Source organism: Rhizobium sp. SEMIA 4085, assembly GCF_013004495.1.
Taxonomy (GTDB): Bacteria; Pseudomonadota; Alphaproteobacteria; order Rhizobiales; family Rhizobiaceae; genus Rhizobium; species Rhizobium gallicum.
Window position 1 is genome coordinate 19,366 of record NZ_JABEPH010000017.1, and the last position, 12,099, is coordinate 31,464.

Genomic DNA, 12,099 nt, shown 5'->3' on the forward strand with positions numbered 1-12,099 from the left:
GGAGGCGTTCAAGCGGCCGCTAAAATTTTAGCAGTCCATTCAGAGTGCCGGATGATGAGCAGTGATCGCAGCACCGGCACCGATGCGCTTGCCGGTATCATGGGCGAAGAAATACAGCTTTTACGGCGTGATTACGAAACGCAGTTCCAATGCCAGCGCCGTTTCCGGGAGACGGCCGCCGTCAGTGGCTGTTCGCCCGAAAGGCCATGCACGAGCTGCTACGAGCGGTGTTCTTCGACATATTGAACCTGCCAACCGCAGATCCTCGGTACGAATGCCGGCGTCACAGCGCCGGAAAGACACGGCCAATCCATCTTTTGCCGGCTAATTGTCCTAGCTACCGCCCGTCCTTCGCCTTCATATCAAGCAAGCGCTGGTAGAGTTCCTTGCGCGGCAATCCGGTGACGCGTGCTGCTTCGGCGGCTGCCTTTGCCGTCGACATGGAAGTCGCAAGGTCGGCAAGGATGGCCCCTACATCCGCTTCGTCCGCCGGCCGCTCTTCCGGTGGGCCGACGACGAGCACGATCTCGCCCTTCACATTGGCGTTTTCAGCATAATGCGCGGCAAGCTCCGCGAGCGTGCCGCGCCGGAACTCCTCATATGTCTTCGTCAGTTCGCGGCAAACGGACGCCCTACGGGTGGGCCCGAGCACGTCGGCCGCGGCAGCCAGCGTCGCGCCGATCCGGTGAGGCGATTCAAAGAAGAGGAGCGTCGCTGGAGCGGCGACAAATTCCGCCAGCCGGTCGCGCCGCGCCTTGTCCTTCGCCGGGAGGAACCCCGCAAACAAAAAGGCGTCGTTCGGCAGGCCCGAGCCGACAAGCGCGGCGAGCGGCGCCGATGCTCCCGGAATGGGCACGACACGGTAACCTGCTTCGATCGCCGACTGTGCAAGGCGATAGCCGGGGTCAGAGACAAGCGGCGTCCCGGCATCGGAGACAAGTGCAACAGACCTTCCCGCCTCCAGAGCCTGCAGCAATCGCGGACCCGCCTCATCGGCGTTGTGCTCATGATAGGCAAAGGGCCGGTTCTGAATGCCGTATCGGTCGAGCAGAACGCGGGTCACGCGCGTATCCTCGCAGGCGAGCACGTCGGCACCCGCCAGCGTTTCCAGTGCCCGCAACGTGATATCGCCCAGATTGCCGATCGGCGTAGCGACAAGATAAAGCGCCGCTTCCAGCGGGCGGGCCGGGATGGCGACATTGTGCAAGCGATAGCCGCGCTGCCTGCCGCCCTCGCCCGCTGTTTCCTCATTATTCAATTTCGATGGCTCCTTTGGCTCTCTGCCTTTATGCGCGGGGGTTTGGCCCGCAGCAAGTGTTCGGATTTCTGTGCGCATTGTCCCGGAAAACGGCAATTGCAGCGCTGCTGCGTCTCGCACCCCTTGCATTCGTCAGCAAAGTTCTGCCATTTTGCCTGTCCACTCCTCCGGCCCGGAGCCGGACAGCATCTTCCGGCGCGTTTTGCGCGCTGGGGCAGTAACGGTCGAAAGCGGTAGCATCCCATGCGTATAACTATTGAGCGGTCAAACCTTTTGAAGTCGCTGAACCACGTTCACCGGGTGGTCGAACGTCGCAACACGATCCCGATCCTGTCCAATATCATGCTGCGCGCCGATGGCCAGAACCTCGACATGAAGGCGACCGACCTTGATCTCGAAGTGACCGAAGCCACGCCTGCCAATGTCGAGCAGGGCGGCGCCACAACGGTTCCGGCGCATCTCCTTTACGACATTGTGCGCAAACTGCCGGATGGTTCGGAAGTTCTTTTGGCAACATCGACGGACGGCGGCTCGATGGCTGTCCAGTCCGGCCGCTCGAAATTCTCGCTGCAGTGCCTGCCGGAATCCGATTTCCCCGATCTGACCGCCGGCACGTTCACGCATTCCTTCAAGCTGAAGGCAGCCGATCTCAAGATGCTGATCGACCGCACGCAGTTTGCGATCTCGACCGAAGAAACGCGCTACTATCTAAACGGCATATTTTTCCACACGATCGAAAGCGACGGCGACTTGAAGCTGCGCGCGGTAGCGACCGACGGCCACCGCCTCGCGCGTGCCGACGTGAAGGCGCCCTCCGGCTCCGAAGGCATGCCTGGCATCATCATTCCGCGCAAGACGGTCGGTGAACTGCAAAAGCTCGTCGACAATCCCGATGCGATGGTCACCGTCGAAGTCTCAGACGCCAAAATCCGCCTCGGCATCGACTCGATCGTCATGACCTCCAAGCTCATCGATGGCACATTTCCAGACTACCAGCGTGTGATCCCCACCGGCAACGACAAGGAAATGCGCGTCGATTGCACGACATTCGCCCAGGCTGTCGACCGCGTTTCGACGATTTCTTCCGAGCGCGGTCGCGCCGTGAAGCTCGCACTTTCAGACGGCCAGCTTCTGCTCACCGTCAACAATCCGGATTCTGGCAGCGCGACGGAAGAAGTTGCCGTCGGTTACGACACGGATTCCATGGAAATCGGTTTCAATGCCAAATATCTGCTCGATATCACGGCCCAGCTTTCCGGCGATCAGGCGATTTTTCTGCTTGCCGATGCAGGCTCGCCGACGCTCATTCGCGATACCGCCGGCGATGATGCACTTTACGTTCTGATGCCGATGCGCGTGTAAACGCACGTCGCATTTGCCGCGGTAAAGTTTGCCGATTGCGACGTTTGGGCTTGTTTTTGCGCCAGAGGATGGCAAATAGATAGCTAGCGGTTTTGGTATATTATTGGTGGAGGACGGCATGGCGTTGCGGCTGAAAGAACGGCTCGGCAAGAAGTTCGATGAAGAGATCCGTTTCTTCAAGGGCATGATGCAGGGGCCGAAAACTGTCGGCTCCATCGTTCCCACCTCCTCGATCACCGCCCGCAAGATGGCAAGCGTCATCCACCTGAATTCCGGCCTCCCGGTTCTTGAACTCGGTCCCGGCACCGGCGCGATCACCAAGGCAATCCTCGGGCGCGGCGTGAAGCCGGAAAATCTCGTCGCCATCGAATATTCGACGGATTTTTACGAGCATCTCGTCCGCCTTTACCCCAGTGTCCGCTTCATCAATGGCGACGCCTTCGCCCTCGACAAGACGCTCGGCGACCTCAAGGATCAGACGTTCGATTCCGTCGTTTCGGCCGTGCCGCTGCTGAATTTCCCGATGCAGGCGCGAATTGCGCTTCTGGAAAGCCTGCTCGACCGTATTCCGGCAGGCAGGCCGGTCGTGCAGATTTCCTATGGTCCGGTCTCGCCGATCATCGCGCGGCCGGAGCGCTACCACATCCAGCATTTCGATTTCATCGTCCGCAATATCCCTCCGGCCCAGCTCTGGATCTACCGACGCAGCTGATATGTACGGGCTGTATATCACCCACCCGCAAGTGAGAATCGATCCGAACGTCGCGGTGCCCAAATGGGGTTTATCCGAGATCGGCGAGGCTCGCGCACGCAAGGCGGCTGAAAGCCGCTGGGCGAGGAAACTGCGCCGTATTATTTCCAGCGACGAGACGAAGGCCATCGAGACTGCGGAAATACTGGCTGCGACGGCAGGCGTGGCAATCGAGATCCGACATGGCATGCATGAGAACGACCGGTCCGCAACGGGCTTCCTGCCACCTCCGGAATTCGAGAAAGCTGCCGACTGGTTCTTCGCGCATCCGCTAGAGAGTTTCAGAGGCTGGGAGCGCGCCGCCGATGCTCAGCAGCGCATCGTTTCGGCCGTCGAAGCGGTTCTCGCCGATCACGATCCGAACGAGCCGATCGCCTTTGTCGGGCATGGCGGGGTCGGCACGCTCTTGAAATGCCATATTGAGAGCCGCGTCATCGCGCGCGATCGCGATCAGCCGCCCGGCGGCGGCAATCTCTATTGTTTCAGCCTTGCAGACCGGCGCTTATCATGCGACTGGACGCCCATGGAAAACTGGCAGGGACTGATGTGAGATGAACGCACGCGAGCGGCTGATCGTCGGGCTGGATGTTCCGACACTTGGCGAGGCGGAACAGATCGTCTCGACGCTCGGCGACGACATTGTCTTCTTCAAGATCGGCTATCAGCTCGTCTTCGCCGGCGGTCTGGAATTCGCACGCGATCTCGCACAGAGCGGCAAGAAGATCTTCCTCGACATGAAGCTGCTCGATATCGACAACACGGTCGCTTCCGGCGTCGAGAACATCGTGAAGATGGGTATGTCCATGCTGACGCTACATGCCTATCCCAAGGCGATGAAGGCTGCCGTCGAAGCGGCAAAGGGTTCCGAACTCTGCCTGCTCGGCGTGACCGTCCTTACCTCGATGGACGAACAGGATCTGATCGCCGCTGGGTACGAATACGACCCGCATACCCTGGTGCTGCGTCGCGCCGAACAGGCGCTGCTCGCCGGGATGGGCGGCGTCGTCTGCTCCGCGGAAGAATCCGCCGCCGTTCGGAAAATCGTCGGACCTGGAATGGCAATCGTCACCCCCGGCATCCGCCCGGCAGGTAGTGAAAGGGGTGATCAGAAGCGTGTCATGACCCCCGCCGATGCGCTGAAGGCCGGCTCAAGCCACCTCGTCGTCGCCCGCCCGATCGTCAAGGCGCCCGATCCGAAGGAAGCGGCACGCGCCATTCTTGCAGAGATGGAAGCCGCGCTCTGACGCTTTGCGACGGACGCGGCTGAGGTGAACATATCAGCGATTTGGATGACGTGGACAACCGTCAACAGGAAGAGAAAACCATGGCAAAAGGATACTGGATCGCACGCGTCGATGTGCGCGAGCCCGAGCGTTACAAGGATTACGTTGCGGCAGCTAAGCCGGCCTTTGAAAAATACGGCGCAAACTTCCTCGCCCGCGGCGGTGCAATCACCGAACTTGAAGGTAAATCGCGAGCCCGAAACGTCGTCATCGAATTCCCGTCCATGCAGGCCGCGGTCGATTGCTACAACTCCCCGGAATACCAGATTGCCGCCAAGATCCGCCAGGAAGTCGCCGACGCGGAAATGGTGGTTGTAGAAGGCGTCTGAGCACTCTTTGCACCTGCGAAGCTCAGGCAAGATGGACCTTTCCGTCGCGCCGTGTTTCGGCTAATACGAGTGCCGATCAACGCGTCCATCCAAGCCTTCGAGGAGCCTGCCATGACCCTTGCCAACCTGCCGCCGCTCGTGACCGTGTTCGGAGGTTCTGGCTTTCTCGGCAGGCATATCGTGCGCGCCCTCGCAAAGCGCGGCTATCGCATCCGCGTCGCGGTGCGGCGGCCGGATCTCGCAGGTTTTCTGCAGCCGCTCGGCAATGTCGGCCAGATTTCTTTTGTCCAAGCGAACCTGCGCTACCGCACTTCGATCGATCGCGCCGTCGAGGGTGCCGACTTCGTCATCAATTGTGTCGGCGTGCTCTTTGAGGCCGGCCGCAACACCTTCGATGCGGTGCAGGAATTCGGTGCGCGCGCCGTGGCGGAAGCCACCCGGGCATCCGGCGCGAAGCTCATCCATATTTCGGCAATCGGCGCCGACGCCAATTCGGATTCCAGCTATGCCCGCACCAAGGGCCGCGCGGAGGCGGCAATCCTTTCGACGAAGAAGGATGCCATAATCTTCCGTCCGTCGATCGTTTTCGGGCCGGAAGACGGCTTCTTCAACAAATTTGCGGAGATGGCTCGCCTTTCGCCAGTGCTTCCCCTCATCGGTGGCGGCAAGACGAAGCTGCAGCCGGTCTACGTAGAGGACGTGGCAGAAGCCGTGGCACGCGCCGTCGAGGGCAAGGCTGCGGGCGGGACGATCTATGAACTCGGCGGTCCGGAAGTGCTCACCTTCCGCGAATGTCTTCAGGTCATGCTGAAGATCACCGCCCGCAAAAACCGGCTGGTTTCCATTCCTTTCAGCATCGCATCGCTGATCGGCAGCGTCGCTTCGCTCGTTCCCTTCGTTAAGCCCCCGCTCACGGCCGACCAGGTTCGCCTGCTGAAGCGCGACAATGTCGTTTCAACGAAGGCCGAAACGGATGGCCTCACGTTGAAGGCTTTGGGCGTCACGCCGACAATGCTGACGTCCGTACTGCCATCGTACCTGGTGCGTTACCGCCCGCATGGTCAGTACACGGGTTCGGGAAAAGCAGCCTGAGAAATTATCGCATTGGTTGAACGCCGCTGTGTTTGCTCACAGACGGCGTTTTTCTTTTTGCTTCTTTCAGGCAACGGGGCAAGTTTCGCGTGCTTTCTATAGCGCCGAGCCGGAACGGCGTTGCATAAAAGACGCATTAGAAATTTAGTGAAATTAACGCCACATTTAGCAGCAACGTTTATTGCTATTTGCCATTCCACTGACTACACACCCCGCGCGTCCTGAAACGGACTCAGCGTCATTTGCGGCGCGCCAAATCGACTTGAAAGGCTTTATTCGATGGGCAAGTCAATCGCGCTTCTTTTTGCGTGTGCGGCACTGGTTATCCTCGCAGGATCCTTCATTGCGCCCGGCTCGGTCGCAGCGGTGAAGGGCGGCTGCGCGCCGGCTTATGGCATCGATCCCTGCTCCACAGCCTCTCTCAACCACTGAGGCAAGGGCCGGCTCTTTCCGGAGCCGCCCCGGATGTCGAATATCTGAAAATCAGCCGAACAACGTCAAGCCGATCAGGCCTGCCGCGCCAATGAAGATTCGCCACCAGGCGAAGGGCGCGTAGCCCCGGATCGAGACGAAATCGAGCAGCGCTCGGACAACGAGGAGCGCCGAGACGAAAGCCGCCACGAAGCCGATGACGATGAGCATGCCGTCATCGAAGCTCAGCATATTGCGGTTCTCGTATAAATCCAAAGCAAAGGCGCCGACCATCGTCGGCATGGCGAGAAAGAACGAGAATTCGGCTGCAGAGCGCTTGTCGGCGCCCATCAGCAACGCGCCCACGATCGTGGCGCCCGAGCGGGATGTTCCCGGGATCATTGCCAGGCACTGGAAGAACCCTATCTTCAGCGCCATCGGCAAGGAAAACTCCGTCACATCATGATACTTCGGCTTGAACTGGATCTTGTCGACGGCAAGGAGAACCAGGCCGCCAAGGATGAGGACGACGCAGATCAGCATCGGCGTTTCGAAGAGCACGTTCTTGATAAAGTCGTGCGCAATTGCGCCGATAACGGCTGCAGGCAGAAAACCGAAGAGTACGGCAAGGACGAAATGCCGCGCCCGCGCGCTGCGGGGCAACGCAAGCGCCAGGCTCAGCAGCCGCTTGAAATAGACGAGAAGAATCGCAAGGATCGCGCCGAGCTGGATGAGAACGACAAATGTATTGCCCGGCGACCGAAAGCCCAGGAAATGTCCTGCGAGCAGGACATGGGCCGTCGAGGAAACCGGTATGAATTCAGTAAGGCCTTCAATAAGGCCTAGAATGAGTGCACTAAAGATATCAGCCATGTTTTATCCCTTGTGAGGCGGGGCCAGGCCCGATTTGCTTGTATTGAAGGGGCCAAGCTCCTATAGCTGCAACGAATGAGTCATGACTAGGGCGCTATGAACTTGAGTGCACCAGAGCATGCCGCGAGAAATCAACGATTCGGGTATCGATGCCGACGCTTTATCATCATCCTATGTCATCCGCTTCACGCTTCGTCCGGCTGATTTTGAGCGAGTATGGCTTTCAGGCAGATCTCATTGAAGAGCAGACCTGGGAAAAGCGGCGCGATTTTCTGGCGCTCAATCCTGCCGGTACCTTGCCGGTCTACGTGGACGACAGCATGCGCGCTCTTTGCGGCGCGACTGTCATTTCGGAATATCTCGATGAAACGCACGGGGTGCTGAAGCGCGACCGGCGTCTTCTCGCGGAAGATCCCTTCCAACGCGCGGAAATCCGCCGCCTCGGTGAGTGGTTCATGCAGAAGATGGAGACGGATGTAACGCGGCCCCTGGCGCGCGAGCGCGTGTATAAACTGCAGATGAGCGCAGATCAGGGCGGCGGAGCACCGGATTCGAAGATCCTGCGCACGGCGCGCGCCAACATCCGCCAGCATATGAAATACCTGACCTGGCTTGCCGGTTCGCGGCAATGGCTGGCAGGAGATCGCATGAGCTATGCCGACCTCGCTGCGGCCGCTTCGCTATCGATCCTCGACTATCTGGGCGAGATCGACTGGACGGAATCGCCGATCGCCAAGGATTGGTATCAGCGCATGAAATCACGGCCGTCCTTCCGCCCGCTGCTGACAGAGCGGGTGCGTGGACTGACACCGGTCTCTCACTACGCAGACCTGGATTTCTGACGAGGGCTTTCGATGCCCGAACGCATAGCAGACGATAAAGAACGCAAGCGCCGCGACAATTTGACCGCCTTTGTTCGCGCCCAGGCGGCAACGTTCGGCTTTGAGCTCTGTCGTATCACGCGGCCCGATTCGATACCCGAAGCAAAGGAACGGCTTGGCGAGTTCATCGATGCCGGACGTCACGGCACGATGGAATGGATGGCTGAAACGCGCGATCGCCGCGGCGATCCTCGCACGCTGTGGAGCGATGTGAAATCCATCGTCGTCTTCGGCCTCAATTACGGCCCGGGGGAAGACCCACGCTATATTCTTGAAAAGCCGGACAAGGCGGCAATCTCCGTCTATGCGCGCAATCGCGACTATCACGACGTCATCAAGGGACGGCTCAAGGAGATCGCGACCCGCTTTGCAGCACGGGCCGGGGCCGACGTAAAAGTTTTTGTCGACACTGCACCGGTGATGGAAAAGCCGCTCGCCGCAGCAGCAGGTCTCGGCTGGCAAGGCAAGCATACCAATCTGGTCAGCCGCAGCCACGGCTCCTGGCTCTTTCTCGGCTCGATGTTCACGACAGCCGATCTCAATATAGACGACGCTGAGATCGATCACTGCGGCTCTTGCCGCGCCTGCCTCGATTCCTGTCCGACCAATGCATTCCCGGCGCCCTATCAGATCGACGCCCGGCGCTGCATCTCGTACCTGACGATCGAGCACAAAGGTCCGATCGATCTCGAATTCCGGCCGCTGATCGGCAACCGGATCTATGGTTGCGACGACTGCCTTGCCGCCTGTCCGTGGAACAAGTTTGCCGTCTCGGCATCCGAAATGAAGTTGCAGGCGCGCGACGACCTGAAAGAGCCGTCGATCGCCTTTCTCCTGACGCTGGACGACGCGGCTTTCCGGATTTTTTTCAGCGGCTCGCCGGTCAAGCGCATCGGCAGAGCCCGCTTTATCCGCAATGTATTGATCGCCGCCGGCAATTCCGGTGATCGCAGCCTCGCCGATCAATGCCGATGGCTGGCCACCGACGCTTCTCCGGTAGTTCGCGGCATGGCAATCTGGGCGCTTTCGCGATTGATGGAGCCTGGCGAATTTGCCGTCTTTGCGGCACAACGGCCGGATGAGACTGATGTCGGCGTACTTGCGGAATGGCAATTGGCGGGAGTGGTGTGATGCATGTGATGATTTTCGGCTGCGGTTATTCCGGCACCGCGATTGCCAAGGCTTTCTCAGCCGGAAGCGCCCGCATTTCCGGCACTACCAGATCGGCCGACAAGGCAGAGCTCCTCCGCAGCCAAGGGATCGACGCCTTCATTTTCGACGGCGAGATAATCAGCGACGCCTTGCTTGGCGCTATGGAAAGCGTCACACACCTCGTCCAATCGATCGCGCCGCGGGAAGTCGGAGACCCGTTGATCAATCTCGCAGGCGGCCAGCTCGGCAAGATGATGCCGGCGCTTCAGTGGATCGGCTATCTTTCCACCGTTGGCGTTTACGGCGACCACAAGGGTGAGTGGGTTAGCGAAGAGACCGTCTGCGTTCCTGTCTCCGGGCGATCGAAGGAAAGGCTCGAGGCAGAGGATGCGTGGCTGGCGCTCGGCAAGGACCTCGGTATTCCGGCCGCCGTACTGCGGCTGGCGGGCATCTACGGCCCGGGCCGGAATGCTTTCGTCAATCTAAACCGGGGCACGGCCCGCCGCCTGATCAAGAAGGATCAGGTTTTTAATCGCATCCGCGTTGAGGATATCGGCGCGTCGGCGCGCTACCTCTCAGACCGGTGCCTTGGCGGTATATATAACGTGACGGATGATCTGCCCGGCCCGCCGCAGGATGTCATTGTCGAAGCAGCGAGGTTGATGGATGTCGAGCCGCCTGCTGAACAGCCCTTCGAAACCGCCGAGCTGACGCCGATGGCACGCTCCTTCTACGGCGAGAACAAACGTGTCTCGAACGCCAAATTGAAAGCCGCGGGCTACACCTTTTCCTTCCCGAATTACCCGATGTCGCTTGCGCAATTGTGGCAGAGCGGACGGTGGCGCGGTTAACTCGAACAGGCCATTCCGATGCATTCGAAATGAGTAGAAAATTCCTACTTTGGCATTCTCGCGATCTGAATTTCGCTCCGTATTATGGTTAACGGCCTCTAAATTTGCGCAAATGAGGCATCAATTGTGGCAAGATCGGAAAATTATTTTTGTTACTTTCGCAACATAGCAGGTCGGGGCGCTGCGGCAGAAAAAATCGTTCTAATTTTACCTGATTCTCTTATCTTTTTTCCACTTTCTCGACAACTGCACTTTTTCAAGTCGAATTCATAAGATTCACAAATATTACATACTGTAACATTCCGTGATAATCGGCGGCACTTTTTTGCCACTTTTCGCCGGATTTAAGCCCCGCCGCCCGTAAAGGCGCAAGTTCAATAGTTGAGGGGTAATCCGTTTTGAAGAATATCGGCCGTTCTATAATTAGTACCGTAGCTATTGCAGCTTGTTCTTTCATGCTGCCTGCCGAAGGATTTGCTGCAGCCGGATGTGGTGGTGCTTCGTGGTACGCACTGCATTCCAAAACCGCTTCCGGCGAACGTATGAATCCTGCCATTTTGACTGCCGCTCACCGCTCGCTCCGCTTCGGCACCAAGCTTAGAGTCACCAACCGCAACAATGGCCGCAGCGTTATTGTTCGCGTCAATGACCGTGGCCCGTTCATCCGCGGCCGTGTTCTCGACCTTTCGCGCGCGGCCGCACAGAACATCGGCATGGTCCGCTCCGGTACCGCCAAGGTTTGCTACGAAGTCGTCGCCGCCAGCTAAAGGCGTCCGCTACCTGCGCCGGACGGCGCTTGCTCTTGCCGTCAATCGCGGCTACCACGCGGTTGAGACTTGTGAAATTATCCGCAGCGTCAGTCACGCTTCCCGCGGATAGTGCACACGTCCGTGGCAACAGGAGTTTCGTGAATGCGTTTGGGCGGCCGCCTCGAGGGGGCGATTTCGGTTCTTGCTGATATCGATCAGCGCAAGAGACCTGTCGCCGACGCGCTGAAGGATTGGGGCCTTGCGCATCGTTTCGCCGGCTCTGGCGATCGTGCTGCAATCGGCAACATCGTTTATGATGCGCTGCGCATGCGGCTTTCGCACGGGTTTCTGATGGACGACGACAGCCCGCTGGCGATCGCCTATGCCGTCATGTTCCGACAGTGGGGTTTCACGCCGGAAGCGCTTGCCGCTGAACTCTCCGACGATAGGTTCGCGCCGCCTTCGCTGCCCGATGCAGCGCTTACAGCCTTCCAGAGCCGGGCTCTTTCCTCCGCGCCTGTCCACGTCCAAGGTGATATTCCCGAGTGGGTGCAACCCTCCTTCGAGACGGCATTCGGCGATAGCTGGCTTGCCGAAGCACAGGCGCTCGCCTCCCGCCCGACGCTCGACCTGCGTGCCAATATTTTGAAGGCCAGCCGCGAAAAGGCGGTCAAAGCGCTTGAAAGAGCCGGCGCTCATGAAGCGAAGATCGCGCGATATGGCATCCGGATTGCCGCCGGCGAAGGCGCCTCACGGCTTCCGAACGTCACAGCCGAGCTTGCCTTTCAAAAAGGCTGGTTCGAAGTTCAGGACGAGGGATCGCAGATCGTTGCCGATCTGGTGTTGCCGAAGGATGGAGAACAGGTGCTCGACTATTGCGCCGGAGGCGGCGGCAAGACGCTTGCCATGGCGCCAGCGATGCACAACAAAGGCCAGATCCATGCCTATGACGCCGACCGCAAACGCCTTGCGCCGATCATCGAACGCCTGAAGCGCGCCGGTACGCGCAATGTTCAAGTGCATGACGATGCAAAGGCGCTTTCGAGCCTGCGCGCTCGCTGCGACAAGGTGCGAGTCGACGCCCCCGGCACGGGCCCGGGCCCGGGG

15 protein-coding genes are annotated in these 12,099 nt (G+C 59.4%); 12 read left to right on the plus strand and 3 right to left on the minus strand.

Annotated features, from left to right (window positions below; all coding sequences use genetic code 11):
* Window positions 1–337: 337 nt before the first annotated feature.
* Complete coding sequence (gene rsmI / locus C9413_RS03555) at window positions 338–1,258, minus strand: 16S rRNA (cytidine(1402)-2'-O)-methyltransferase (RefSeq protein WP_039843654.1); 921 nt, start codon at window positions 1,256–1,258, stop codon at window positions 338–340.
* Window positions 1,259–1,501: 243 nt separating this feature from the next.
* Here rsmI and dnaN point away from each other — a divergent pair, with 243 nt between their 5' ends.
* From dnaN to C9413_RS03590, 7 genes are all read left to right on the plus strand, one after another.
* A complete protein-coding gene (gene dnaN, locus C9413_RS03560) occupies window positions 1,502–2,620 on the plus strand; it encodes a DNA polymerase III subunit beta (RefSeq protein WP_039843653.1) in 1,119 nt (372 codons plus the stop codon).
* A gap of 118 nt (window positions 2,621–2,738) precedes the next feature.
* Complete coding sequence (gene pmtA / locus C9413_RS03565; RefSeq protein ID WP_039843652.1) at window positions 2,739–3,332, plus strand: phospholipid N-methyltransferase PmtA; 594 nt, start codon at window positions 2,739–2,741, stop codon at window positions 3,330–3,332.
* Between the two features lies 1 nt (window position 3,333).
* Entirely contained in the window at window positions 3,334–3,921 is a 588-nt protein-coding gene (locus tag C9413_RS03570) for a histidine phosphatase family protein (RefSeq protein WP_039843651.1), read from the plus strand.
* Between the two features lies 1 nt (window position 3,922).
* Window positions 3,923–4,615: an orotidine-5'-phosphate decarboxylase gene (gene pyrF / locus C9413_RS03575; RefSeq protein ID WP_039843650.1), complete on the plus strand. Its 693-nt coding sequence runs from the start codon at window positions 3,923–3,925 to the stop codon at window positions 4,613–4,615.
* Window positions 4,616–4,695: 80 nt separating this feature from the next.
* Complete coding sequence (locus C9413_RS03580) at window positions 4,696–4,983, plus strand: DUF1330 domain-containing protein (protein WP_039843649.1); 288 nt, start codon at window positions 4,696–4,698, stop codon at window positions 4,981–4,983.
* A gap of 111 nt (window positions 4,984–5,094) precedes the next feature.
* Complete coding sequence (locus C9413_RS03585; protein WP_170250187.1) at window positions 5,095–6,075, plus strand: complex I NDUFA9 subunit family protein; 981 nt, start codon at window positions 5,095–5,097, stop codon at window positions 6,073–6,075.
* A gap of 279 nt (window positions 6,076–6,354) precedes the next feature.
* Window positions 6,355–6,507 (plus strand): hypothetical protein, encoded by a 153-nt coding sequence (locus C9413_RS03590; protein WP_027510599.1) that lies wholly within the window; start codon window positions 6,355–6,357, stop codon window positions 6,505–6,507.
* A 51-nt stretch (window positions 6,508–6,558) separates the two neighbouring features.
* Here the strand turns inward: C9413_RS03590 and C9413_RS03595 are convergent, their stop codons facing one another.
* Entirely contained in the window at window positions 6,559–7,359 is an 801-nt protein-coding gene (locus C9413_RS03595; RefSeq protein WP_039843648.1) for an undecaprenyl-diphosphate phosphatase, read from the minus strand.
* Window positions 7,360–7,508: 149 nt separating this feature from the next.
* Here C9413_RS03595 and C9413_RS03600 point away from each other — a divergent pair, with 149 nt between their 5' ends.
* Genes C9413_RS03600 through C9413_RS03610 form a run of 3 tightly spaced genes read left to right on the plus strand, consistent with a single transcriptional unit; the run spans window position 7,509 to window position 10,243 of the window.
* Complete coding sequence (locus C9413_RS03600; RefSeq protein ID WP_022713395.1) at window positions 7,509–8,201, plus strand: glutathione S-transferase family protein; 693 nt, start codon at window positions 7,509–7,511, stop codon at window positions 8,199–8,201.
* Window positions 8,202–8,213: 12 nt separating this feature from the next.
* Complete coding sequence (queG, locus tag C9413_RS03605) at window positions 8,214–9,371, plus strand: tRNA epoxyqueuosine(34) reductase QueG (RefSeq protein ID WP_039843647.1); 1,158 nt, start codon at window positions 8,214–8,216, stop codon at window positions 9,369–9,371.
* Complete coding sequence (locus C9413_RS03610) at window positions 9,371–10,243, plus strand: SDR family oxidoreductase (protein WP_039843646.1); 873 nt, start codon at window positions 9,371–9,373, stop codon at window positions 10,241–10,243. The genes queG and C9413_RS03610 overlap by 1 nt, the downstream gene beginning before the upstream one ends.
* Before the next feature lie 256 nt (window positions 10,244–10,499).
* On the opposite strand, the gene C9413_RS33035 is transcribed toward C9413_RS03610, so the two are convergent.
* Complete coding sequence (locus C9413_RS33035; RefSeq protein ID WP_223844033.1) at window positions 10,500–10,799, minus strand: hypothetical protein; 300 nt, start codon at window positions 10,797–10,799, stop codon at window positions 10,500–10,502.
* On the opposite strand from C9413_RS33035, the gene C9413_RS03615 reads away from it, so the two are divergent.
* Complete coding sequence (locus C9413_RS03615) at window positions 10,699–11,010, plus strand: septal ring lytic transglycosylase RlpA family protein (RefSeq protein WP_223843996.1); 312 nt, start codon at window positions 10,699–10,701, stop codon at window positions 11,008–11,010. The two genes, C9413_RS33035 and C9413_RS03615, sit on opposite strands and share 101 nt — an antisense overlap.
* Before the next feature lie 144 nt (window positions 11,011–11,154).
* Window positions 11,155–12,099, plus strand: a 945-nt coding sequence (locus C9413_RS03620; protein WP_170250188.1) for an RsmB/NOP family class I SAM-dependent RNA methyltransferase, incomplete at its 3' end; no start/stop codon positions are given.